The organism is Nocardia sp. 149-1B, assembly GCF_057747975.1.
The window spans coordinates 881,809-904,931 of sequence record NZ_CM173233.1 but is presented as its reverse complement, the minus strand read 5'-3'; the positions used below and the strand labels follow the sequence as shown (position 1 = coordinate 904,931).

Annotated in this window: 27 protein-coding genes; 10 read left to right on the top strand and 17 right to left on the bottom strand. The window is 72.7% G+C overall.

Annotation, left to right across the window (positions count from 1 at the left end):
* Positions 1-37 precede the first annotated feature (37 nt).
* Positions 38-742: a FadR/GntR family transcriptional regulator gene (locus AC3ANS_RS04390; protein WP_488294948.1), complete on the top strand. Its 705-nt coding sequence runs from the start codon at positions 38-40 to the stop codon at positions 740-742.
* Here AC3ANS_RS04390 and AC3ANS_RS04385 read toward each other — a convergent pair.
* Positions 699-1,385, bottom strand: a complete 687-nt coding sequence (locus AC3ANS_RS04385; protein ID WP_488294947.1) for an alpha/beta hydrolase — start codon at positions 1,383-1,385, stop codon at positions 699-701. The two genes, AC3ANS_RS04390 and AC3ANS_RS04385, sit on opposite strands and share 44 nt — an antisense overlap.
* A 4-nt stretch (positions 1,386-1,389) precedes the next feature.
* Positions 1,390-2,046 (bottom strand): phosphodiesterase, encoded by a 657-nt coding sequence (locus AC3ANS_RS04380; RefSeq protein ID WP_488294946.1) that lies wholly within the window; start codon positions 2,044-2,046, stop codon positions 1,390-1,392.
* Between the two features lie 105 nt (positions 2,047-2,151).
* On the opposite strand from AC3ANS_RS04380, the gene AC3ANS_RS04375 reads away from it, so the two are divergent.
* The 3 genes from AC3ANS_RS04375 to AC3ANS_RS04365 all read left to right on the top strand — a co-directional run bounded on the left by AC3ANS_RS04375 (position 2,152) and on the right by AC3ANS_RS04365 (position 4,793).
* Positions 2,152-3,303 (top strand): acyl-CoA dehydrogenase family protein, encoded by a 1,152-nt coding sequence (locus AC3ANS_RS04375; RefSeq protein ID WP_488296424.1) that lies wholly within the window; start codon positions 2,152-2,154, stop codon positions 3,301-3,303.
* A gap of 11 nt (positions 3,304-3,314) precedes the next feature.
* Positions 3,315-4,451: an acyl-CoA dehydrogenase family protein gene (locus AC3ANS_RS04370; protein ID WP_488294945.1), complete on the top strand. Its 1,137-nt coding sequence runs from the start codon at positions 3,315-3,317 to the stop codon at positions 4,449-4,451.
* An 87-nt stretch (positions 4,452-4,538) separates the two neighbouring features.
* Positions 4,539-4,793, top strand: a complete 255-nt coding sequence (locus AC3ANS_RS04365) for an Hsp20/alpha crystallin family protein (protein WP_488294944.1) — start codon at positions 4,539-4,541, stop codon at positions 4,791-4,793.
* A gap of 27 nt (positions 4,794-4,820) precedes the next feature.
* On the opposite strand, the gene AC3ANS_RS04360 is transcribed toward AC3ANS_RS04365, so the two are convergent.
* Both AC3ANS_RS04360 and AC3ANS_RS04355 read right to left on the bottom strand, forming a co-directional pair.
* A complete protein-coding gene (locus AC3ANS_RS04360; RefSeq protein ID WP_488294943.1) occupies positions 4,821-6,218 on the bottom strand; it encodes a glycoside hydrolase family 30 protein in 1,398 nt (465 codons plus the stop codon).
* 54 nt (positions 6,219-6,272) lie between these two features.
* Complete coding sequence (locus AC3ANS_RS04355) at positions 6,273-6,416, bottom strand: hypothetical protein (protein WP_488294942.1); 144 nt, start codon at positions 6,414-6,416, stop codon at positions 6,273-6,275.
* 183 nt (positions 6,417-6,599) lie between these two features.
* On the opposite strand from AC3ANS_RS04355, the gene AC3ANS_RS04350 reads away from it, so the two are divergent.
* Positions 6,600-7,052: a hypothetical protein gene (locus AC3ANS_RS04350; protein WP_488294941.1), complete on the top strand. Its 453-nt coding sequence runs from the start codon at positions 6,600-6,602 to the stop codon at positions 7,050-7,052.
* Here the strand turns inward: AC3ANS_RS04350 and AC3ANS_RS04345 are convergent.
* Positions 7,006-7,197, bottom strand: coding sequence for a hypothetical protein (locus tag AC3ANS_RS04345; protein WP_488294940.1), 192 nt, complete (start codon positions 7,195-7,197; stop codon positions 7,006-7,008). The genes AC3ANS_RS04350 and AC3ANS_RS04345 overlap by 47 nt on opposite strands.
* A 15-nt stretch (positions 7,198-7,212) precedes the next feature.
* Here AC3ANS_RS04345 and AC3ANS_RS04340 point away from each other — a divergent pair, with 15 nt between their 5' ends.
* Complete coding sequence (locus tag AC3ANS_RS04340; RefSeq protein ID WP_488294939.1) at positions 7,213-7,851, top strand: hypothetical protein; 639 nt, start codon at positions 7,213-7,215, stop codon at positions 7,849-7,851.
* The gene (locus AC3ANS_RS04335; RefSeq protein WP_488294938.1) at positions 7,848-8,198 is read left to right on the top strand and encodes a hypothetical protein; all 351 of its coding nucleotides are present in this window, start codon (positions 7,848-7,850) and stop codon (positions 8,196-8,198) included. The genes AC3ANS_RS04340 and AC3ANS_RS04335 overlap by 4 nt, the downstream gene beginning before the upstream one ends.
* A gap of 245 nt (positions 8,199-8,443) precedes the next feature.
* On the opposite strand, the gene AC3ANS_RS04330 is transcribed toward AC3ANS_RS04335, so the two are convergent.
* From AC3ANS_RS04330 to AC3ANS_RS04295, 8 genes are all read right to left on the bottom strand, one after another.
* Positions 8,444-8,947 (bottom strand): DUF4234 domain-containing protein, encoded by a 504-nt coding sequence (locus tag AC3ANS_RS04330; protein WP_488294937.1) that lies wholly within the window; start codon positions 8,945-8,947, stop codon positions 8,444-8,446.
* Positions 8,948-9,208: 261 nt separating this feature from the next.
* A complete protein-coding gene (locus AC3ANS_RS04325) occupies positions 9,209-9,343 on the bottom strand; it encodes a hypothetical protein (RefSeq protein ID WP_488294936.1) in 135 nt (44 codons plus the stop codon).
* 41 nt (positions 9,344-9,384) lie between these two features.
* Positions 9,385-11,238: a GH39 family glycosyl hydrolase gene (locus AC3ANS_RS04320; RefSeq protein ID WP_488294935.1), complete on the bottom strand. Its 1,854-nt coding sequence runs from the start codon at positions 11,236-11,238 to the stop codon at positions 9,385-9,387.
* The gene (locus AC3ANS_RS04315) at positions 11,235-12,812 is read right to left on the bottom strand and encodes a glucoamylase family protein (protein WP_488294934.1); all 1,578 of its coding nucleotides are present in this window, start codon (positions 12,810-12,812) and stop codon (positions 11,235-11,237) included. The genes AC3ANS_RS04320 and AC3ANS_RS04315 overlap by 4 nt, the downstream gene beginning before the upstream one ends.
* Positions 12,813-12,836: 24 nt before the next feature.
* Positions 12,837-13,733: a carbohydrate ABC transporter permease gene (locus AC3ANS_RS04310; RefSeq protein ID WP_488294933.1), complete on the bottom strand. Its 897-nt coding sequence runs from the start codon at positions 13,731-13,733 to the stop codon at positions 12,837-12,839.
* Between the two features lie 5 nt (positions 13,734-13,738).
* The gene (locus tag AC3ANS_RS04305) at positions 13,739-14,635 is read right to left on the bottom strand and encodes a carbohydrate ABC transporter permease (protein ID WP_488294932.1); all 897 of its coding nucleotides are present in this window, start codon (positions 14,633-14,635) and stop codon (positions 13,739-13,741) included.
* Position 14,636: 1 nt separating this feature from the next.
* Positions 14,637-15,926, bottom strand: coding sequence for a sugar ABC transporter substrate-binding protein (locus AC3ANS_RS04300; RefSeq protein WP_488294931.1), 1,290 nt, complete (start codon positions 15,924-15,926; stop codon positions 14,637-14,639).
* The gene (locus AC3ANS_RS04295) at positions 15,923-16,909 is read right to left on the bottom strand and encodes a LacI family DNA-binding transcriptional regulator (RefSeq protein WP_488294930.1); all 987 of its coding nucleotides are present in this window, start codon (positions 16,907-16,909) and stop codon (positions 15,923-15,925) included. Before AC3ANS_RS04295 ends, AC3ANS_RS04300 begins: the two co-directional genes overlap by 4 nt.
* Before the next feature lie 154 nt (positions 16,910-17,063).
* Here AC3ANS_RS04295 and AC3ANS_RS04290 point away from each other — a divergent pair, with 154 nt between their 5' ends.
* Entirely contained in the window at positions 17,064-17,702 is a 639-nt protein-coding gene (locus AC3ANS_RS04290; RefSeq protein WP_488294929.1) for a maleylpyruvate isomerase N-terminal domain-containing protein, read from the top strand.
* Position 17,703: 1 nt separating this feature from the next.
* On the opposite strand, the gene AC3ANS_RS04285 is transcribed toward AC3ANS_RS04290, so the two are convergent.
* Both AC3ANS_RS04285 and AC3ANS_RS04280 read right to left on the bottom strand, forming a co-directional pair.
* Positions 17,704-18,093, bottom strand: a complete 390-nt coding sequence (locus AC3ANS_RS04285) for a DUF2237 family protein (protein WP_488294928.1) — start codon at positions 18,091-18,093, stop codon at positions 17,704-17,706.
* A gap of 16 nt (positions 18,094-18,109) precedes the next feature.
* Positions 18,110-18,544, bottom strand: coding sequence for a hypothetical protein (locus tag AC3ANS_RS04280; RefSeq protein WP_488294927.1), 435 nt, complete (start codon positions 18,542-18,544; stop codon positions 18,110-18,112).
* A 129-nt stretch (positions 18,545-18,673) separates the two neighbouring features.
* Between AC3ANS_RS04280 and AC3ANS_RS04275 the strand changes: the two genes are divergently transcribed.
* The gene (locus AC3ANS_RS04275) at positions 18,674-19,264 is read left to right on the top strand and encodes a PIN domain-containing protein (protein WP_488294926.1); all 591 of its coding nucleotides are present in this window, start codon (positions 18,674-18,676) and stop codon (positions 19,262-19,264) included.
* A gap of 44 nt (positions 19,265-19,308) precedes the next feature.
* On the opposite strand, the gene AC3ANS_RS04270 is transcribed toward AC3ANS_RS04275, so the two are convergent.
* Both AC3ANS_RS04270 and AC3ANS_RS04265 read right to left on the bottom strand, forming a co-directional pair.
* On the bottom strand, positions 19,309-22,512 hold the full coding sequence (locus tag AC3ANS_RS04270; protein WP_488294925.1) for a heavy metal translocating P-type ATPase: 3,204 nt from the start codon (positions 22,510-22,512) through the stop codon (positions 19,309-19,311).
* A gap of 4 nt (positions 22,513-22,516) precedes the next feature.
* Positions 22,517-22,723 carry a heavy-metal-associated domain-containing protein gene (locus AC3ANS_RS04265; protein ID WP_488294924.1) on the bottom strand — a complete coding sequence of 69 codons (207 nt, stop codon included), beginning with the start codon at positions 22,721-22,723 and terminating at the stop codon, positions 22,517-22,519.
* Between the two features lie 216 nt (positions 22,724-22,939).
* Here AC3ANS_RS04265 and AC3ANS_RS04260 point away from each other — a divergent pair, with 216 nt between their 5' ends.
* Complete coding sequence (locus tag AC3ANS_RS04260) at positions 22,940-23,101, top strand: hypothetical protein (protein ID WP_488294923.1); 162 nt, start codon at positions 22,940-22,942, stop codon at positions 23,099-23,101.
* Positions 23,102-23,123: the final 22 nt, after the last annotated feature.

The window sequence follows — 23,123 nt, the reverse complement described above, 5'->3', positions numbered from 1 at the left end:
TATTTATGCGTGGCGGTCGCGGTGGGATGATGTTTGCGTGACGGTCTCCGCGCCCCTGGGACAGCACGCCAGCGTGCTGTCCGCCCTCGGCGCGCGGATCGCGTCCGGAGCGCTCGAACCCGGTCAGGTGCTGACCCTCGACGGCGTCGGGATCGAGTACGCCGTGTCGCGCAGCGTCGCCCGGGAGGCGATCCGGGTGCTGGAGTCGATGGGCCTGGTGGCCTCGCGCCGCCGCGTCGGCATCACCATCCAGCCGCGAGACCGGTGGAACGTCTTCGATCCCCGGGTCATCCGCTGGCGCCTGGACGGAGGCGACCGCACCGCCCAGCTGCTGTCGCTCTCGGAGCTGCGCCGCGGCGTCGAGCCGGTCGCGGCCTCACTGGCCGCCGAACGGGCCGACGGCGAGCAGTGCCGGGTCCTGGCCGCGGCCGTGTCCGACATGGTGGTGCACGGGCGCTCGGGCGACCTCGAGGCCTACCTGCGCGCCGACACGCTCTTCCACCGGACCCTGCTCGAGGCCAGCGGGAACGAGATGCTCCGCGCGCTGGAGGACGTGGTCGAGGAGGTGCTCACCGGCCGCACCCACCACGGGATGATGCCGGCGCAGCCCAAGCCGGAGGCGATCGCGCTCCACGACGAGGTGGCGCGCGCGATCCGCCTCGGCGACGGGGCGGCCGCGGAGCGCGCGATGCGCGAGATCATCGACGAGGCAGCCGCCGCGCTCCGCGACGAGCAGGGCTGACCCCGAGTCCCGAGCAGCCGAGCAGCGTGTCCACCGCGAAGTCGGCGGCGGCCCGTTCGAACGCCGCGCCGTGGCGCAGCATCGCGTGCCGGCCGCCCGGCACCTCGACGTACGCGACCTCGGTGACGTCCGTGCGGCGCATGAGCCGGTCGGCGACCAGCCGGGACCGCTCCGGGGGTGCGACCCGGTCCTCGCTGCCGTGCACGAACAGCACCCGGCGGCCGGCCAGGTCGACGGGCCGGCGCGGGTCGTCGGGATAGAGCCACGGGTTGAGCGCGACCACCCCGCGCACGTCCCGCTCGCCGGCCGCGAGCAGCGCGGCGCGACCACCCAGCGAGTGGCCGACCAGACAGGCCGGCAGGGCGCCGAGCCGCTCGCGCACCTGGGTCATCGCCCACGCGACGTCGTCGACCGGGGTGTGCGCGGCATCCCACCCCCGCGAGGAGTTGAGCAGGCGCAGCACGGCGAGGCGCCCGCGCCCGGCGCGGGAGATCCGCGCGGCGACCGGGAGCATCCGCAGCACGGAGAGCTGGGCGGGGCTGACCTCGGGCCGCCCCGGACGACTGGCGCCGCCGTGCAGGACGAGCACCACCCCGGCGGGGTCGCGCGGCACGTGGTTGTCGATCAGCTGAGCGCGGGTCACGACACTATTCGGAGCGGGTGCCACGAGCGGTTTGGTACGCCGGCTCCCGGAGCCGCTCCACGGCGTCGTACTGCTCGAGCCCCGGGATCTGGTGCGCGACCGGGTCGAAGGAGATGTCCTGGTCCTCGGCCGGGAGGACCGAGAGCCGCAGCTCGGCGAACCGGGCCCACTCGCTCTCCGGGCTGGCCACGGAGAGCTCGAAGGAGTCCTCGCCGGTCGCCCGGGCACCGATGAGCAGCGGGCCGCGATCGGTGCGGTAGGGCAGCAGCGTGGTCATCGGCCGACCCTGGGGAGAGCGGCTGGCGGTGAGCACGAAGCGGGTCACCCGGCCCCAGCCGGTGCTCGCGAGCAGGAGGTCGCCGACGCTTCCGTCGGCCCCGGGCACCCGGATCGCGAGACCGTGGATGTCGGGCACCGAGCCGGGCAGCCCGATCGCGCGCGAACGGCGTACGAGAACGTCGTCCTGACCGGGCTCGTCGAGCCAGGCCACCCCCGTCGCCGGCACGGCGCCACGGCGGAACAGCCGGCCGTTGGTGACCTCGCCGCGGGGATGCAGCGGCTTGGCGGCGGGTCGCACGGCCCCCACCGCACGCGTGGTCGCCGCGAGCAGCACCCCGCCGGCGGAGGTGAGGGCGTGCACGGGTGCGTCGAGTGCGGACATGGCCCGCCGGTACCCACACCGCGACGGTTGTAGGCGCCCTACGCTGCGTACTTGCCGGTAGCGTCTGCCCCGGCCGACCACACGCTCGATCAACGGAGGTACGGGATGCAGCTGGCGCTGTCGGCGGAGGACGCCGAGTTCCGCGACGAGATGCGGGAGCTCTTCACCACGCAGATCCCCGAGGAGATCCGGGACGCGGTCCGGGACCAGCGCGAGCTGACCAAGGACCAGTTCGTGACGAGCATGCGGATCCTCAACGAGCACGGGCTCGCCGTACCCAACTGGCCGGTGGAGTGGGGCGGGCGGGACTGGTCGCCGTTGCGCCGGCACATCTGGCACGAGGAGATGCAGCGCGCGTACGTGCCGGCACCGCTGGCGTTCAACGCCACGATGATCGGCCCCGTCATCGCGCAGTTCGGGTCCCCGGAGATCAAGCAGCGCTTCCTCCCGGCCACCGCCAACCTCGACATCTGGTGGTCACAGGGCTTCTCCGAGCCCGACGCAGGCTCCGACCTCGCATCGCTGAAGTGCCGCGCGGTCCGCGACGGCGACGAGTACGTCGTCAACGGGCAGAAGACCTGGACCACGCTCGGGCAGTACGGCGACTGGATCTTCACGCTGGTGCGCACCGACCCGGAGGCGAAGAAGCAGGCCGGCATCTCGCTGCTGCTCATCGACATGACCTCCCCGGGTGTGGAGGTGCGGCCGATCGAGCTCATCGACGGCGGGCACGAGGTCAACGAAGTGTGGTTCACCGACGTGCGGGTGCCGCTCGACAACCTGGTCGGCGAGGAGAACCGCGCCTGGGACTACGCGAAGTTCCTGCTCGGCAACGAGCGGGTCGGCGTCGCCCCGGTGGGCGCGACCAAGCGCCTGCTGGCCCAGGCCAAGGAGTGGGCCGGCCCCCTGATCGAGGACCCCCTCGTCGCGGCGCGGATCGTGGAGCTCGAGAACGAGCTGCTCGCCCTGGAGCTCACCGCCCTGCGGGTGGTGGCCCACTCCGCCGACGGCAAGCCGCACCCGGCCTCGTCGGTGCTCAAGCTCAAGGGCACCGAGCTGCAGCAGGCCGTGACCGAGCTCGTCGTGGACCTCGCGGGCCCCGCGTCACTGGCCAGCGGCGCGAGCGACGACTCCGACCTCCCCTGGTGGACCCGGCGCTCGACGCCGGTCTACCTCAACTTCCGCAAGGCCTCGATCTACGGCGGCTCCAACGAGGTGCAGCGCCAGATCATCGCCCGCACGATCCTGGGACTCTGAGGAGCAACGGCATGGACTTCACCTACGACGACGAGCAGCAGGCCCTGCGCGAGGCCGTGCGCGGCCTGGTCGGCAAGGCGTACGCCGACTTCGAGAACCGCCGCCGCGCGGTGGGCGAGGACCCCGGGTTCAGCGAGACGGTCTGGCTCCAGCTCGCCGAGATGGGCGTGCTCGGGCTGCCCTTCGACGAGCGGTACGGCGGCATGGGTGCCGGGGCCGTCGAGGTCGGCATCGTGGCCCACGAGCTCGGCCGGGTGCTCGCACCCGAGCCCTTCCTCACCTCCGTCGTGCTGGCGGGCGGGCTGGTCGCCGAGGCCGGGTCGGAGGAGCAGAAGGCCGAGCTGCTGGGCGGACTGTCCTCGGGCGACCTCGTGCTGGCGTTCGCCCACGCCGAGCCCGGCTCGCGCTGGGCGCCGACGGCCGAGGCGGTGCGTGCCGAGGCGGCCGGCACCGGCTGGACGCTCAGTGGCGTGAAGGAGCCGGTGCTGCACGGCGCCCGCGCCGACGTGCTCGTCGTCAGCGCCGCACTTCCCGACGGGGGCACCGGGCTCTTCGTGGTGCGCGGCAACGGCGTCGTACGCGACGGCTATCGCACGCACGACGGCGGCCGCGCGGCGCGGGTGGTGCTCGACGCCACGGCCGCGACGCCGCTCGGCGCCGCGGAGGACCGCACCGGGATCATCGCCCGGGTGCTCGACGCGACGCGCGTCGCGGCGTGCAACGAGGCCGTCGGGCTGATGGAGGTCGCCCTCGAGCTGACCGCGGCGTACCTCAAGAGCCGCAAGCAGTTCGGGGTCACGCTCAACACCTTCCAGGCGCTGACGTTCCGGTCCGCGGACATGTACGTCTCGCTCGAGCTGGCCCGGAGCATGGCCCTGTGGGCGACGATGGTCCTCGACGGCGGCTCGGGCGAGGAGACCACGGTCGCGGCCTCGCGAGCGGCCCTGCAGGTCAGCCGGGCCGGTCGCCACGTCGGGCAGGAGGCGATCCAGCTGCACGGCGGGATCGGGATGACCTCGGAGTACAGCGTCGGCAGCTACACCAGCCGCCTCACCGCGCTCGACCACCTGCTCGGCGACGGCAACCACCACCTCGGCCTGCTGGCCGCGGGCGTGAGCGGCTACGACGAGGTGGACCCGCTGCCCTGACCGGACGGGAGTGACCTTCTGCCCTGGCAGCGCCCGCCCCACCTGCGCGAGTCTCGAGGAGACGACTCCGGAGAAGGGAGGGCTGCCATGACCGGTCCGGTCGACACCCACTTCGTGCAGGTCGAGGAGCTCCGGCGCGAGGGCGCCTACGTGGTCCGGGTCGGGCTTCCGGAGGTCGCCGTCTCGGTGGCGGGGCGATACCTCGTGCTCTGCGGGAGCTGCGAACGCGGCTCCTTCTCGCGCAGCCTGCGGCTGCCGGACGGTGCCGAGCCGTCGGCGTTGCGCACGACGTCGGTCGACGGCGGCCTCGAGATCGTGGTGCCGCTCGTCACGGGCGGCTGACCGCCTCGGCCACCGCGGTGACGGTCCTCAGCCGGGCAGGGGGCCGCGGTAGCTGAAGAGCTCCCCGGGTCGGACGACGTAGGTCCGCCCCGCGCCCGAGCCGAGGGAGAGCCGCAGGGTCTGGTCGGTGGCGGAGCGGTTGTGGCCGAAGACCCCGAAGCTGCCATCGGGGTTGCGGAAGGCCGCGATGCTCAACCACTCCGGTGCGGTGGCACCGATGACCCGGGCGCCGGGCTCGGCGGCCCGGGAGAGGTGCGCCAGCGTGAAGTACTCCGGCTCGCGGACCATGCCGGACGGCGTGACGGTGACCAGCCCCCGGCACCGCTTGCACCCCCACAGGGAGCCGCCGTCGACCGGGCCGTGGTCGGGGTCGAGCGCGAGGTTCCACATCATCAGCCCCGACGAACCGGCGGCGACCGCGTCCGCGACCAGGTTCTTCGCGTCCCAGGCGAACGTGCCGGAGAAGCCGTCGTCGGTGCCGGTGCACTCCGTGACCAGGCGGGGTACGCCGAGGCCGGCCATCTGCGCGGGTTGACCCGCGTAGCAGTGGAACGCCGCACCGTCGAAGCCGGCCGACCCGGCCAGCACGGCGTCCACCCGCGGGCGGTCGGCCCAGTTGTGGTCGACGGCCCACAGCCGAGTGCCGAGCGCGTCGAGCCGCGGCCCGACGTCGGTGCCGAGCGTCGCCATCTGCGCGTCGGTCATCGTCATCGACGGGTAGTCCGAGCTGTATCCCGGCTCGTTGCCGAGCGAGGTCGCCCAGAGCCGGACCCCGTGGCGGGACAGCCACCGGTCCTGGCCGACGAGCAGGTCGGCGTACGCACTCTCGGCGCCGGGGGCGAGGGCACCACCTCGCAGCGTGCCGGTGATCTTCATCCCCGGCGGGGCCGACCAGGGGGCACCGACGACCCGCAGGCGCGGCACCAGCGGAAGCACCCGCGACCTGACGAGCGCTGCCGCCGCCTTCGCCTCGGGCGCGGGGCGGGCGGCGCCGTCACGCAGCCACCACGACCACAGCCGGGGTGAGAAGTCGGTGGCCGAGAGCGGGAGCCGCAGCATGGTCAGCCGGGCCCCCTTGGCGACCGCCGGGTCGTACAGCGCCCGCACGACCCCGGGCCGGTCCGCGAGGAGGCGCACGGAGGCATCGGTGAGGGTGGCCCCGGTCCCCCACCAGGCCTGGTGGGGCTGGTCGGGGTGCAGCACGATCTCGGTGGTCGGGGTCGCGGACGCCGGCGCGGACGGGATGCTCAGGAGCCGCCGGCCGGCGTCGGTCGGCGAGGAGACGACGAACTCAGGGCCGGCGGCACGCAGAGCGGGCCCACCGGCCCCGTCGGCGGTGGTGGCGCGCACGGCTCCGCCCGTCGCGCCCAGCAGGGCGAGAACGGTGAGCAGGAGGGCGGCCGCCCGAGAGCGAGGAGTGATCACGTCCTCCTACCGTGCGCAGATCCCGGCCACCGGTGCAACCCGGAGTGCCGACCGTCACCGCAGGTGCTGCTGCAGGCGCAGGATCTCGAGCTCGACCTGGCTCTGGTGCCGGCGGCGCAGCTCCTGCAGCCGGTGCTGCTTGTCCTGGTGGGAGAGCGAGCGCCAGGACTGGCGGCGCTCGATCGCGATGGGCTTCATGCTCGGTTCCTTCCTGGGGCTCGGCCCACCTCCCCGGCGGGCTCGCCCATCGTGCGCGGCCACGCTTGGAGCCGGCTGGGACCCGACTGGGGGCACCCTCGAGCACCCCGGAGGCCCAAGGTCCGTGCCGCCGACGGACCCGCGACCCTGGGCCGTGCCGAGCCCGCACCCCAACGTGGTGGCATGAGCACGCCGACCCGCGTCGCCGCCCACCAGCGCCGGCCCTCTGCCGCCGCCCGCCGCTCGGGGTACGCCGGCACCGCGGTGTTCGACGCGCTCTGCCTGGTCGCGGTCAACTGGTGGCCGGGCTGGGAGGTGCTGCCGTTCCTGACCTCCGAGGCGGACCGTGTGGTCGGGCTCGTCAACGCCTCCATCGTGGTGCACCTGGTGCTGTTCGCGCTGTACGTGCTCTGGGACCCGCGCGGCCTGCGGGCGCTCGGCGAGATCGTCACCTCGGCGTTCGGCGTCGTGGTCACCGCGCGGGTGTGGCAGGTCTACCCGTTCGAGACCGCCGACGACTGGTCGGGGTGGGGACTGGCCGCGCACGTGCTGCTCACGCTGGGCCTCGTCGGGTCGGCGATCGGAGCGATCAGCGGCCTGGTGCACCTGGTGCAGGCGTGCCGCCGTGCGGCGTGACCCCGGACTCCAGCCGCTCGCGGAGACGGTCGCGCACCTCCTCGGGGCCCAGCTGCGCCCGCTGGCGCTGGTCGCGCGCGATGATGACTCCCGTCGCGGCCACCCCGGCCACGCCCGCAAGTCCGAGCCACTTCCACAGCTTCACGAGGGAATCCTCTCCATGACGTCCAGGACGCAACCGACGGGCCCGGCCCGCTCCGCGCTCTCGCTCACCGAGGCCGTCGACCTGACCCGCACCGGCGATCTCTGGCTGTTCCGCGGCCGCTCGACCGCCGACCACGCTATCCGGGTCCTGACCAACGCGCCGGTCAACCACGTCGGCATGGCGGTGGTGCTCGACGACCTGCCGCCGCTGATGTGGCACGCCGAGCTCGGCAAGGGACTGCTCGACGTGTGGACCAACAGCCACCACCGGGGCGTGCAGCTGCACGACCTGCGCTCGGCTGTCGAGCAGTGGACCGGCCGCTACGAGCAGCGGGCCTGGCTGCGGCAGCTGGACGCGGTCGTGACCCCGTCGATGGAGGACGCCGTGCTGCAGACGATCGCGCGGCTCGACGGGACCCCGTTCCCGCCGACCGCCGCGCTCATCGGCCGGTGGGCCCGCGGCCGGATCCGGCGCCCGGCGCCGGCCGAGCTGACCTACTGCGCCGAGGTCGTGGCGGCGACGTACACCTCGATGGGCCTGCTCGACGGCAGCCGGCCCACGAACTACTACGACCCCGGTCGGTTCTGGTCCGGGGACGACCTGGAGCTCGCGCAGGGGGCGCGGCTCGGAGACGAGATCGAGGTGCGCAGATGAGCGAGGTCCGCCTGACCGGCGACACGTTCAGCGTGGTGTTCACCCGGGGCGAGAAGATGCTGGGCGTGATGGGCGACCTGGTCGTCCCCCGCTCGGCGATCACCTCGGCGGCGCTCGTGCAGTCGTGGGGCGAGGTCCACGGCCTCAAGGTCGGGCTCGGGATCCCGCGACGGCGGCTGCTCGGGACCTGGCACTGGCGCGGCCACCACCAGCTGGTCGACCTGCGCCGCGGGGAGCCCGCGATCCGCTTGGGGCTGCGTGGTTCGGCGTACGACGAGGTGCTGGTGCGAACGCCCGACGCCGAACGGCTGGTCACTGAGCTCGCGCCAACTGCATCGGCAACCTGACCGAGTACCGATCCGGGCTCTCGTGCTGGATGTGCGGGTGGGTCACCCGGCAGAAGAGCCCGAGTCGGCGCGTCTGCACGCTCACAACAGCCGAGTCGGCGCGTCTGCACGCTCACAACAGCCGAGTCGGCGCGTCTGCACGCAGTTCTCCCCAGGGAGACGTGCAGATGCGCCGACTCGGCGTCGTTGCGTGTGTCAGTCGCGCCGACTCGGCGCTAGGTGTCGGTCCGCTCGAGGCGAGCGGTTCAGGCCGGGGCGCCGACCGACTTCCAGTACTCGTTGAGTGCGTTGTTGGTCTTCACGAACCACACGATCGCACCGACGAGGCACCAGCCCAGGAGCAGGAACCACAGGCCGGTCATCGCGGTGACCGGGGCCTTCTCGCCGCGGCGCTCGTAGAGCTTGCCGACCTCGTTGGAGGACAGGAACGGCATCACGATGCTGACGAAGATCGCCAGGATCAGGGCGACACCGCCGCCGATGCCCTCGCCGGAGTGGCGCTTCATCTCGTCGTGGGTCTTGAAGTACCAGAACCACGTGTAGATGCCGAGCGTCACGATGCTCAGCAAGATGCAGGTCCCGGTGCTCCGAACCTGACCGATCGGCCCGGCGGCCGGGGCGGCGTGGGTCGGACCGGCGTACGCCGGCGCGGCGGGTGCCGCTGCGGGCACGGGAGCGGCCTCGCCGAACGGCGGCGGGACCGCTGCGCTCTGGGGGTCGACGGGTGTGGGGTCGTTGCTCTCGGTCATGCGTCAGAGGCTAGGGGCCCCCAGCACCCGGTGCGGCCATTCACGGCCTGGACTGGACCGGCGAGTCTCACGTCCGGCCGGCATTCCCCGACCCCCGAGGCCCACCACTTTCGACATCTTGGTCGGACGTCCGACCAAGATCACCGGCAGCAGCGCGGGATCGCGACCCGCCACGACCAGCTCGGCACCGCCGACCGGGCAGCGGTCGCGCTCCGCACCATCACGACCCGTGCTGACCCGGTGGCAGGTCAGGAAGTCGAGTCAGGGGCGTCGCAGCAGCCGCAGGTCGAGCTCGACCTGGGCCTGCTGGCGACGGCGCAGCTCGGCGAGGCGCTCCTCCAGGTCCGGGGCGGCGAGCGCGTGCCGGGGACGGCGGCGCGCGGACTGCGGGTTCATGTCCACCATGGTGCCGACTCCACCTGAGGAAGCGCCTCCGATTAACCGTCAACGACCTGTGCGAGCGTGATCAGGCTGATCGCGGGCATCGGCAGGTCGACGTCGATCGACGCCGCGCCACGACCATCGGCGATCACCTGGCGCGGCGGCTCCAATTCCTCGAGCCGGTCGGCCTCCCGCAGCGCGGCCCACTGCTCCTCGTCCGGCCAGTTCTGGCCGTCGCGCCGCAGCTCGCCCCAGACCGCCGCCACGTTGGAGTGGTGCTGATCGACCCGTTCATGGGTGAGCCTGTACGTCGCCCCCGGCTCCAGTCCGCCGACCGCCACCCGGATCTGGCGCGCGAGCTGGTCCGCCCCGGCGGCCTTCGTCTGGTCGAGGGTGAGGTTCCACAGCAGCACCGCCGTGCCCTCGGTCCCGGACGCCGCGAGCGCCTCCACGAGCGACCCGCCGCCGTCTCCCGAGAGCGACACCTCGTGCCGGCGCGTACCGAGCCGTTCCAGCATCGCGAGCGCCCACCACCGCGGCTTGCGCAGCTCGCCGACCGTGCGCAGGCCGAAGCCGCCGTGCAGCAGCGCCGGCGGCCTGCCGAGCTCCTCGAAGTGGTCGGAGACCACCCAGTACGACAGCGCCTCGATGCGGCCCATCGCCGAGGCCATCCCCCGCAGCAGGAACGTGCCGGAGAAGACCGCGTCACTGACCTCGTTGAAGTGCGTCGGCGTCACCCCCCACTCGGTCCACCAGATCGGCGTGCCCGCGCGCCCGTAGCGGGCCAGCGTCGGGCGGAAGTCCAGCGGCGGTGACCCGTAGGTGTGGGTGGAGACGAAGTCGACGGGCACACCGGTCTCCTCGGCGTGGGCGAGCAGCTCCTCGACCCAGCCCGCGGCGGCCGAGGACGGCCCGCCGACCACGAGGCGCTCGTCGACGGAGCGGACCGCGGCCACCGTGACGTCGTACAGCCGGAGGTACTCCTCGGGCGTGCCCGACCAGAACACCTCCAGGTTGGCCTCGTTCCACACCTCGAACGACCAGTGCTCGACGACCTCCTGGCCGTAGCGGTCGATCAGGTGCGCGGTGAGGTCACGGACCAGGTCGTGCCAGCGCTGCCAGTCCTTGGGCGGCGACACGATCGCGTCGTAGTCGAACACCGTCTTCGTGGGGTCGCTGGCGAGGTCGCGCGGCATGAACGACACCTCGACGACCGGGTAGAGGCCCAGCGAGCGGACGTGGTCGTAGACCCGGTCCACGCCCGAGAAGTCGTGGACCGGCTCCCCCTGCTCCTCGCGGTAGACGCCGAGGTCGTCGCAGAGGATCGCGTGCGCCCGGACGTGGGTGACGCCGAGCTCGTCGTGCGCGGCTCGGAGCGCCGAGGTCAGCTCCTCGCCGACGACCCGTCCGCCGGTGGTGTCGGTCGACAGCGCGTGCGAGAGGTGCTCGCTGCCGATCATCGGGCGCCACGGCCGCGGCAGCTCGCCGAGCTCCGATGCCACGTCGACCGAGACCGTCACCGGCCCGGCCGAGGCGAGCGGCGTCGCCGACACGGGCGCCGAGAGCGGCCCCGCCACGTGGACGTCGGAGAGCGAGGAGACGGCGTACCACCGCTCCCGGCGGGGCTCGCCCGTGGTGTCGGCGTACGGCGGGTGCGGGACGGCGAGCACGTCTCGGCCGGCGTGGTCGAGCTCGGCCCAGGGCCCGTCGGCCGAGTCGGCGATATGCACCTGGTAGCCGACGGCCCCCTCCACCGGCTTCCAGTCGAGCGTGACCTGCGCTCCCCCGGCGGCCGCGACCAGCCCGTCGGGCGGGTCGAGGTGGGGGGCGTTGCCGGCGAAGGAGACACCGGTGCGCAGGCCGATGCGCTGCTCCCAGTCCGACCTGGCATCTGTGCGGGAGTCCGTCATCGCGCGAAGACCTCCTGCTCCATCAGCGGACGCAGGTGCCGCTCGAGGGCGCCCGGCGCGACGTAGCGCCGCATGTCGTCACCGGCCAGCTCGTTGCCGAGCGCCGCCATCACCATCCCCTGGTCGAGTGAGAGGTACTGCTTCGCGACCTGTCCGCTGCGCACGGCGACGGCGTCGTAGAAGCCGCCGGGCCCGTAGGCGTCGAAGTTGCGCGCCAGCTCGGCGAGATTGTCCAGGGCGGCTTGCGGGGCGTAGCGCAGCGCGAGGAACGAGGCGTGCGGGGTCACCACGCCGTCGCCGTACGCCGTCGGGGCGGGCGAGCCCTCGCGGCAGCCCTCGTAGGGCTGGTCGACGGTGGTGCGCTCCTGGTCGGAGCTGTAGCCGGCGCCGTCCATGCCGAGCTGGTCCACGCCGTACTCGCGGTAGCCGCCCGCGGGGTTGTCGGAGGGCGAGAAGCCCCAGTAGCCGTAGCCGGCCTCCTGCAGGCCGTGCTCGATCTGGCCGCGCACGTAGAGCGGGTGGTTGCGGCCCCACGAGCGCGGGCCCCAGGTCTCCTCGGGCACGAACAGCGGCACCATCAGCGCCTCGAACATGCTGCCGCCCCAGGTCGGGACGATGTGCATGCCGCGGTAGGGCAGCGCGCCCTCGAAGACCTTGATGTCCTCCCCGTCGACGGAGTAGGTGCGCCACTCCCCCACGGGCTTGGTCTCGGTCCACGACCAGTCGCAGGTGTCGTTCGGGAACGTGCGGAACGTGCCGAAGTAGTGCTTGCCGGGGATCTGGCCGGCCGCGATGCCGAGGTAGGAGGCCATCCGCGGCTCGGTGTTGAACGCGCCGTAGTGGTGGCCGGTGTACCAGACGTCGGTGCCCATGCCGCAGTAGTCGCCCGGGACCGCGGCGGACTCGTGCGGGTCCTCGTCCCAGAAGCCGCCGCGGATCTGGCCGCCGGGGATCGTGCCCGGCTGACCCTCCGCCGGGTCGTAGTAGCAGCCGAAGTCCATGTCGGTGCGGATCGCATCGACCTGCTTCTTCAGCGACGGCTCGGCCCGCGAGACCAGCAGCAGCGCGGTGGCCAACCAGCCGTTGTCGACGCTGGAGAGGAACGGCTTGATCGTGCTGCCGTCGGTCGGGAAGGTCCGCAGCTTCGCGCCGGTCGTGGGGCTGTACCAGTTGTAGAACATGCCCGACGCCTCGTGGCGCTCCAGGCCCGCGACCGTGTGGATGGTCCGCGCCAGCCGCTCCCGGGCCTCGGCCCGGCCGATCAGCCCGACGTCGCGGGCGGCGACCGTGCTCCACAGGTAGGCGCCGATGTTGGTCGGCGAGGTGTAGCCGGCGCGGGTGTCGGCGGCGAGGCTGCCGCCGACGTTGTCGGCCGGCAGGCCGGTGTGCGGGTCGACCATCGCGGCGACCGAGCGCCACGTGTCCGCGGCGTACCGCTCGAGGGTGCGGTGCGGGCCGGTGGTCGAGGTGTGAGGCGCGTCAGCGCCGAGCCTCGAGACCACCGCGGAAGCAGGTGATGCGAGCGAGACGGCCGCGACGAGCGCGACCAGGATGGTGCGCACCGAGTTGCGCATGAGGTTCTCCTGACGGGGTTGGAGTTACTTGATGCCGGTCATCGCGACGCCCTGCATGATGAAGCGCTGCAGGAGCAGGAAGACGACGAGCACCGGGATGACGACGACCACCGAGCCCGCGAGCAGCAGGCCGTACTGCGTGGCGTTCTGCCCGACCGCGTACAACGCGAGTGCGACGGGCAGCGTGAACTTGTCCTCCTCCGTGGCGACCACGAGCGGCCAGAGGAAGTTGTTCCAGGACGTGAGGAACGTCAGCACGCCGAGCGTCGCGAGCGCCGGACCGCACAGCGGCATGATCACGCGAGCGAAGATCGTCAGCTCGCCGGCACCGTCGACGCGGGCCGCCTGGATCAGCTCGTCGGGCAGGCCGAGGACGTACTGCCGCATGAGGAAGACCCCGAACGGCCCCGCGAGGAACGGCAGGATCATGCCCGGCAGCGTGTTCGTGAGGTTGAGGTTGGTGGTCAGCACGAACAGCGGCACGAACGTCACGACGCCCGGCACCATCAAGGTGCCGAGCACCAGCGCGAAGAGCACCCGCTTGCCCGGGAACTCCAGCTTGGCCAGGGCATAGCCGAGCATCGAGCAGAACACGAGGTTGCCGAGCGTCACCGCGATCGCCACGATCGCGGAGTTCATGAAGTACGTCGGGAAGTCCAGCCGGGTGAAGAGCTGGTCGTAGTTCTCCGTCGTCACGTCGTGCGGCCACCAGGTGGGCGGGACCGCGCGGACCTCGGACTCGGGCTTGAACGACGAGACGACCATCCAGACGAACGGGATGACGACCAGGACCAGGCCGAGTGCCATCACGACGTACAGCCAGCCCGGGGTGCGCAGCCCGTCGGCGCCGCGCCGCTGCTTCGGGGGTCGCGCGGTGGGGGCCACCGGGGTGGGGGTGGGGGCGTCCATGGTCTGGGTCATCGCGATCAGTCCTTGGTCCGCAGCAGGCGGAACTGGAAGAAGGTGAGCAGCACGATCGCCAGGAACAGCAGGTAGCTGGCGGCCGCGGCGTACCCGTAGTTGCCGTAGCCGAACTGGTCGTAGGTGAAGTAGGTGACCGACCGCGTCGAGTCGAGGGGGCCGCCCTTGGTCATCACGAAGGCCTCCTCGAAGAACTGGAGATAGCCGATGCCGGTGATCACCGCGCCGAACAGCAGCACGGGACGCAGCGCCGGCAGTGTGATGAAGCGGAACCGGCTCCACGCGGTCGCCCCGTCGACCTCGGCGGCCTCCACCTGCTCGCGCGGCACGGTCTGCAGACCGGCGAGGAAGATCACCATCAGCGTGCCGAAGTTGCGCCACGCCGCCATCACCACCAGTGACGGCAACGCGGTGCTGGTCGAGTCGAGCCAACCGGGGCCGTCGATCCCGACCAGGTCGAGCACGGCGTTCAGCAGGCCGCCCTCGTCACGGAGGATGTACTTCCACACCACCGAGACCGCGACGATGCTGGTCACCACCGGGAGGTAGAAGCCGACCCGGAAGAAGCCCCGCGCGCGGCTCAGCCCGTTGAGCCCCACCGCGACCGCCAGCGCGATCCCCATCGTCAGCGGGACGCCCAGCACGAGGTAGAGCAGCGTGTTGAGCGTGACCTTCCGGAACAGCGGGTCCTGGACGAGGTCGCTGTAGTTGGCGAGGCCGACGAACTCCACTGCGAACGGCTGCCGGATGTCGGTGATGCGCATGTCGGTGAAGCTCATGCCGAGGCTGGCGAGCACCGGCCCGGCCGTGAAGACCACGAAGAGCACGACGAACGGCGAGGCCAGGACCCACCCGGCCACGGCCTGGCCGCGCCGGGTGGGATCCACGTGGGCGGTGCTCATGTCAGAGTCCGGTGCCGATCGACTGCGCCTTGGACTGCATCTGCTTGACGGCGTCCTCGCCGGACATGCCGCCGCGTGACGCCTGCTCGACGAGGCTGTCGATCTCGCCGGCCACCTGCTCCCAGGTCGGGACGGACGGCGGCGCCTGGGTGTGGTCGAGCTGCTCGCCGAAGACCTGCAGCTGCGGGTCGGTGGAGAGCTTGCCGCTCTCCCAGGCCGCCTGGACGGAGGGCAGGTCGCCGACGGCGTCGTAGAACGCCTGCTGGGTGTCGGGCTCGGACAGCCACTGCACGAGCTTCCACGCACCGTCGGGGTTGTCGGAGTCGGCGAAGACCGCGAGGTCGCCACCGCCGACGAACGACGTGCCGATGCCGTCGCCGTCGGGGCTCGGCAGCGGCGCCAGGGCGTACTGGTCCTGGGTGACGCCGGCGTCCTCGACCAGGCCGGTGTGCCACGGCCCGGAGATGAAGGAGCCGATCGTGCCGTCGGCGAACCCGCTCTCCAGCTCGCCGGCGTCGAGGGTGCGGTCCATCGAGAGGCCCTCGTCGAAGTAGGAGGTGTAGTAGTCGAGCGCCTCGGCCATCTCGGGCGAGTCGATCGTGTACTCGGTGCCGTCGTCACTGGTCAGGGAGGCGCCGTCGCTCCAGGCGAACGGCAGCATCGTCTGCCACGACCCGGTCTGACCGGGCTGGAGGTTCAGGCCGTACTTCGCGCCGCCCTTGCTGACCAGGTCCTGGGCGAACTGCTTGAGCTCGTCCCAGCTGGCCGGCGGCTTGTCCCACCCGGCCTTCTTCGCGAGGTCCGTGCGGTAGTAGAGGACCCGGGTCTCGACGTACCAGGGGACGCCGTACGACGTGCCGCCGACCTCGGTCGACCCCCAGGCGCCGGGGAAGAAGTCGGCCTCGTCGACCAGGCCCTCGGGGGTGGGCATCAGCCCGCCGGCCTCGGCGAACTCACCCATCCACGTGGTGCCGATCAGGCTGACGTCCGGACCCTCGCCGGCCGCGATGGCCGTGGAGAGCTTGTCGTGGGCCGACTCCCAGGGCACCGCGGTCACCTTGACGGTGGCATCGGGGTTGTCGGCCTCGAAGTCCTTGACGAAGTCGCCGAGCATCTCGCCCTCGGTGCCCATCGCCCAGACCTCGATCGTGCCCTTCGCCTTCCCCGCGCTGATGGCGCCGCTCTGGTCCTCGCCGCCGGCGCTCTTGTCCTCGTCGCGCCCGCAGGCGGTGAGGGCGAGGCTCGCGGCGGCGAGACAGGCGATCGTGATGGTCCTGGCTCTGGCTTTCATGGGGTTTCCTTCCCGAGAGTGGTGCTGGTGCGGACCACGAGCTCGGTGGGGAGCAGCTCGTGGCGAGGTTCGGTGCGACGGCCGGAGATCAGCTCGTCGAGCAGTCGCGCCGCGGTGGCGCCGAGCTCGCGCATCGGCTGCCGGACGGTCGTGAGGCCGGCGTACCGGGCGGCCATGACGTCGTCCCAGCCGGTCAGCTTCACGCGGCCGGGGATCTCGACGCCGACCGTGCGCAGCCGGCCGATCATGCCGAGTGCGAGCTCGTCGTTGGCGCACACGAAGGCGTCCGGGAGCGCGCGGCCGAGGTAGTCGCCGACGAGCTCGGCGCCGCACTGCTCGTCGAGGTGCTCGACGTGGCGGACCTCGACCTCGGCGTCGGGGGTGAGGGCCTCCTGGACCCCGCGCAGGCGCTCGGCGACGTCGGGCGAGGTCGAGGGGTCGCCGACGAAGACCAGTCGACGGGCGCCGAGGTCCAGGAGGTGTTCGGTGAGGGCGCGGGCGCTGCGGAGGTTCTCGGCCGAGACGGAGTCGACGTCGTCGACCGGCGGACGGGCGACCAGCACGAGCGGCGTGCCGCGGGCCGCGAGGCCGGCGATCACCTCGTCGTGGACCGTGCGCCCGGAGATCACCAGCCCGTCGCACCGCTCGGCCATCGCCCGGACGGCGGCGTCGGCGTCCTCGCGGCCGCGGGTCGAGAGGATCAGCACCGAGCGGCCCAGCTCGGCGGCCACGCCCTCGTAGCCGAGGACGACCTCCGCGTAGTAGGGGCCGGAGAGGTCGGGGAACACGATGCCGTTGGCGGCGTGCCGGCGCTCGGCGAGCTGGCGGCCGAGCTGGCTGGGGACGAACTCGAGCTCGCCGGCCGCCGCGAGCACGCGGTCGCGGGTCTCGGGCCGCACGGTCGCGGACTCCCGCATCACCCGGGAGACGGTGGCGATGGAGACGCCGGCCCGGCGGGCGACGTCGCGGATCGTGGCTCGCACCGCCACACCTCCCGAGAACGTGATGTAACCGGTTTCAGAGACCGGTTTCACGACCGTGCCCCATCGGCCGGGGATGTGTCAACCCTCACACCGGCCGGTCTCGCCGCGCGAGCGCTCCGGTCCCCGCGCTGCTCCCGCCGAGCAGGATGGGGGGATGTCGACCTTCTCCGCACTCGACGCCGCCCGGACGACGTACGTCGAGGCAGCCACCGCGTTCCTCGAGCTGACGGCGCGGGTGCCGCTCGACCGGTACGCCGAGCCGGGGCTGGGCACCTGGGACCTGCGGGCGCTGATCGGGCACACGGCCCGGTCGCTGGTCACGGTCTCGACGTACCTGCAGACCCGGGCGGACGAGGTCGACGCAGCGGACGCGGCCGACTACTTCGCGCACGTCAGCAGGATCAGCCACGGCAGCGCCCGAGACGCGATCCACCAGCGCGGGATCGAGGCAGGGGTGGCGCTCGGCGACGACCCGGTGGCGTCCCTCCGGCTCGCCCAGGAGGAGGCCGAGCTGGCGCTGGACCTGCTCGAGGGCGAGGACGCCGTGGTGCAGACCGCCGGGGGCGGGATGCGCGTGAGCGACTACCTGCCGACCCGGACCTTCGAGCTCACCGTGCACAGCCTCGACATCGCCCACGCCACGGGGCTCGACTTCACCCCGCCGGCCGACGCCCTCGCCGACACGCTCGCGCTGGCGAGCGCCAGCGCCATGCGCCTGGGCCTGGGCGTCGACGTGCTGCTGGCGCTCACCGGTCGCCGGCCGCTGCCTCCCGGCACCTCGGTGGTGCCCTGACCTACAGCAGGGCCCCGGGGTCGTCGGGGACGTCGACGGCCTGCTCGTCGAGGGCCTCGACGGGGATGATCTCCATGGCGCGGGCGCTGGTGGACGCCAGCACCACCGGAGCGGGCACTCCGGCCTCGTAGGCCTCGAGCCAGCGGGAGGCGACCACGCACCACCGGTCACCGGGGTGCAGGCCCGGGAAGCCGAGCTCGGGGCGCGCGGTGGTCAGGTCGTTGCCGACCGAGCGCTGGTGGTCGAGGAACTCCGTGGTCATCACCGCGCAGACGGCGTGCAGCCCGACGTCCTCGGGCCCGCAGGTGCAGGTGCCGTCGCGGTAGAAGCCGGTCACCGGGTCGGTGCCGCAGGGCTCCAGCGGCGACCCGAACACGTTCAGCTCCACCATCAGGCCCGCTCCCCCATCAGGCCAGCGCCCAGATCCCCGGTCGCCCCTTGGTCATCGCGCCCTCGGTGACCAGCGCCTGGCGGGCCCGCCGCGCGGCGTAGCGCCACCGCAGCTCGCCCTCGGGCGTCTTCTCCTGGTCGGCGTCGGTGAGCCGCTCCTCCATCCGGACCTCGAGCTCGAGGAACACCTCGTCCTGGTCCAGCTCGCCGCCGGCCTCGGACAGCACGGCGAGGATCTCGGCCTTGAAGACCTCCGGCGGGGTCCAGCGGTGGCGTACGGCGCGCGCCGGTGCCGCGGACGACGCCCGCGAGGTCGACGAGGCGGCCTTGCGGACCACCGTGCGGGGGGCGGGGGCCTTGCGCACCGTGGGCGGCGGAGGGGCCGGCGGGTTCCCGTGGATGCAGGTGGACTTCGGCAGGTCACACAGGTCGCAGTAGTCCTCGGCGCTCATCGACTCAAGCCTACCGGTCCACCGGCGAGGAATCGCCGGGTGGGGTTCGGCGAACTACGCTGGAAGAGGAACCCCGCGGCGACGACGTACGACCACGACGACGAGCCCGGGCCCGGAACGGGACACCGCATGACTGTCGAGCGAAGCACCCACTGGCGACCGACGGATGGCGACGTCGCCCCCGACCCGGTCCCGCCGGGTGAGGCCGAGGACGCCTGGGCCGAGGCCGCCCGCGGCATCCTCAAGACCGTCGCCGGCACCTACCACCGACTCATCGACCGCACGGACCTCGCGGCCCAGGTCCAGGAGGTCAGCGGCATCCACTCCAGCAAGAACCCGCACTACTGGCTGAGCCGCGTGCTCGCCCAGGTCGCGGCGGTCAACGTCGTCGAGAACGAGCCGCCCCTGACCGCGTTGGTGGTGCACCGTCAGACCGGAGCGGTCGGCGACGACTACGACGAGGTGCTGCGTCTCACCGGCGCCGACCCGATCACCGACGAGGTGGCCCGCGAGAAGCACGCCGCCGCAGCGCGCATGGACTGCTACCGGTGGGCGGGCGCGGCGATGCCCGCCAGCGGCGGTCACCCGGCGCTCTCTCCTCGGCTCGACCAGCGCATCGTCCGCGAGCGCAAGCGGGCCCGTGACGAGGCCGCCCCGACGGTGTGCCCCACGTGCTTCATGACGATCCCGCCGACCGGGGTCTGCGACAACTGCGGCTGACCGGGTCGAGCTGACGGCGGTCCCGCCCTCGACCACCGTGGCGGTCAGCTGACGTGGACGACGAACGGCGCGGTGACCACCGTGCCGTCGCCGAGGCGGAACTGCGCCCACATCCGGTAGGCGCCGGCCACCTCGAAGCGTACGTGCAGGTCGAGCTGCGGCCCGAACGTCGTACCGGGTAGCGCCATCACGGGCTGCCCGTCGCCGTCGAGGCTCTCGGCGTGGTGGTGACCGAAGCGGGTCCCGTCCTCGCGCAGAACCACCACGTGGCCCGCGGCGCCCAGGTACGGCGCGAGGTCGTCCACGGGCGCGCCCGTGGCGGCGTCGGTGAAGTCGAGCCGGAAGTCGCTCATCTCGTCGACGCGGGCCTGCCCGGTCAGCGCGATCCGGACACCGTCGACCGTCGCCTCGCGGACGTCGCCGGCCGGCAGCGGCACCGGCGGCGGCGCGTCGCCGGCCACCGTCAGCTCCTGCTCGTCGACGATGTCGGACAGCTGGCCCGCGCGGCGGACCTCGGTGTGCAGGGCGTAGGTGCCCGCGGTCGGGAACGTCGCCTCGACCGTGAACACCCCGTCCTGGTCGGTGCGGTCGGGGTGGAGGTGCGCGAACGTCCCGAGATCCGCCCGGGTGATGATCAGGTGCATCCACACCTCGTGGGTGCGCACCAGGTCGGTGACGGGGTCGCCGGTCCGGGCGTCCCGGACCGCGATCGTGATCGTGGTAGGCACTCCGGGGCGTACGTCGTCCGGCACGTCGAGCGCCACGTCGAGCCCGGCGTGGTGGGCGCTGACCGCGGCCACGTCGGCCTCCTCCAGCACGCTCATCTGCGGGCGCATCGGCATGCCCATGCCCTCCTGCCACCCGAGGACGCCGTTCATCCCGCGCTCGGCCTGGTCGGTCCGGCTCAACCACGTGAAGCCGACGCCGACGGCGATCGCGACCAGTGCGATGCCGGCCAGGTAGCCCCAGTCGGCCACCCGCCCGAGCATCGTCGAGCTGCGCGGAGGCTTGCGCAGGCGGAGCGCGTTGGTGACCACGCTGACCGAGCTCATCGCCATCGCCGCACTGGCGAGGACAGGGTCGAGCAGCAGCCCGTCCCACCAGTACAGCGCCCCGGCGGCGACCGGGACGAGCAGCACGTTGTAGGCGAATGCCCAGACCAGGCCCTGCTTGATCGTCGTGACCGTGCGCCGGGACAGCTCGATCGCCGAGACGATGCCGTGCAGGTCGCCGCCGACGAGAGTGATGTCGGAGGCCGCGATCGCGACGTCCGTGCCGGTGCCGATGGCGATCCCGAGGTCGGCCTGCGCGAGCGCGGGTGCGTCGTTGACGCCGTCGCCCACCATCGCGACCACCTGGCCGCGTCCCTGCAGCTCGGCCACGCGGCGCGCCTTGTCCGCTGGGCGTACGTCGGCCATCACGTGCTCGATCCCGACCCCGGCAGCGACCGCGGCGGCCGTCTCGGCGTTGTCACCGGTGACCATCCAGACCTCGAGGCCGAGGCCCTTCAGCGAGGCGACCGCCGCGGCCGAGGAGTCCTTGACGGTGTCCGCGACCGTGACGAGCCCCGCCAGGGTCCCGTCGACCGCCACGTGGACGCCGGCGCCGCTGAGCGCGCCCACCTGCAGTCCGTGGGCGGCCAGGTGGGCGGCATTGCCCACGACGACCGCGCGTCCGCCGATCTCGGCGACGACGCCGTGCCCGGGGACCGAGTCGAAGTGGGTCACCGTGGGCAGCACCAGCCCGCGTTCCCGGGCCCCCCGGACGACCGCCTCGCCGACCGGGTGCTCGCTGCCCACCTCGGCCGCGGCCACCAGCGCCAGCAGCTCGTCGGCGTCCCAGCCACCCAGGGTGGTGACCCCGGTGAGGTCGGGACGGCCCCGGGTGATGGTCCCGGTCTTGTCGAGCACCACCGCGCTCAGCCGGCGGGCCGTCTCCAGGGCGGCCCCGTCGCCGACCAGGATCCCCAGCTCGGCGGCCCGGCCGGTGCCGACCATCACCGCGGTGGGCGTGGCCAGGCCGAGGGCGCACGGGCAGGCGATGATCAGCACCGCGACCGTCGTACCGATCGCGTGCACCAGGCGGTCCGTCTCGGGCCCGAAGAGCATCCAGCCCGCGAACGTCGCCAGGGCCACCAGCAGCACGGCCGGGACGAACCACGCCGAGACGCGGTCGGCGAGCCGCTGCATCGGGGGCGCGCTCCCCTGGGCCTCCTCGACCAGCCGCACGATCTGGGCCAGTGTGCTGTCCGCACCGACGGCGGTCGTGCGGACCACCAGGGTGCCCGTGGTGTTGATCGTGGCCCCGATGACCTGGTCGCCGGCGACCTTGTCGACCGGCACGCTCTCACCGGTGAGCATCGACTCGTCCACGGCCGAGCGGCCCTCGGTGACCACGCCGTCGACCGGCAGCTTCTCGCCCGGCCGCACGCGCACGAGGTCGCCCACGCGGACCTCGGCGACGGGTACGTCGACCTCGAGGTCGCCGCGCAGGACCCGCGCGGTCGTCGGCGCCAGGCCGACCAGTGCCTTCACCGACGCCGCGGTGCGCTTCTTGGCCTTCAGCTCCAGCCACCGGCCCATGAGCACGAGCGCGACCACGATCAGCGCGGTCTCGAAGTAGAGGTGCAGGGGCAGCCCCCAGCGCTCGGCCGGGCCCGGCCAGAGCGTGACGAACGCGCTGTAGCCGTAGGCGACGCCCGTTCCGAGGGCGATCAGCGTGTCCATGCTGGTCGCCCCGTGCTTGGCGTTGGCCCAGGCCTGGCGGTAGATCGCGCCCCCGGCCCAGAACTGCGTGATCGTGGCCACGACCAGCAGCACCGGCATCAACCAGTCCATCGTGTCGATGCCGACCGGCACGTACATCACGGCCATCAGCGCGAGCCCGACGATCAGGGCGACCTGCCACCTGCTGCGCAGACGGGCGATCTCGACGTCGCGGCGGGCGTCGAGCTCGGCCACCGGATCGGCGGCCGGGGCCGGTGCCCCGCCCGGCGATGCCGCCGGCTCGGGGGCCGCCCGCAGCGTGCCGGCGTACCCGGCCTTCTCCACCGCGGCGGTGAGCGCCTCGGGGGCGACCAGCGCCGGGTCGTAGGTGACCGCGGCGGTCTCGGTCGCGAGGTTGACCGACGCGTCCACCACGCCGTCGACCCGGGAGAGCGCCTTCTGGACCCGTCCGACGCAGGACGCGCAGGTCATGCCCTCGATGTCGAGGGTGCTCTCGGTGGTGGCCGGCGTGGTGGTGGTCATGGCGTCAGACGAGCTCGTAGCCGGCCTCGTCGATGGCGGCGGCGATCTCGTCGTGAGTCAGCGGGCGGCTGGACTGGACGGTCACGGCGCCGGTCTCGAGCTCGACCTGGACATCGGTGACGGGCTCGAGGGCGGAGACCTCGCGGGTCACCGCTCCGACGCAGTGGCCACAGGTCATCCCGGTGACCTGGTAGGTGTGCGTGGTGGACATCAGCTTCTCCTTCGACCGGCTTCGAGTGTGGTTCACATACCCCAAGGGGGTATCAGGTACGAGGAACGTAACATACCCCCTGTGGGTATGACCAGGGCCGGTCGGCACCGCATCTGAGGCAGTCGGGGCGCCGACCTAGGGCGATCTCCCGATGTGGCGGCCCACCTCAGGCGCGCAGCCTGGCAGCACCAGGCCACCACCACCCAGGAGTACCCGATGATCGCCTCGATCTCCATCCCCGACCCGACCGCCGCTCTCATGCTCACCCACCTCCGGGTCGACGAGCTCGGCCAGACCTACGCCCCGGGGCGCGCCGGTCTCCGCCGCCGTCGCGACCGGTTCCAGCGGCACGCGCGCCTGCGCAAGCTGCTCGGCTGAGCGTCCGCCGCACCTATGCTCG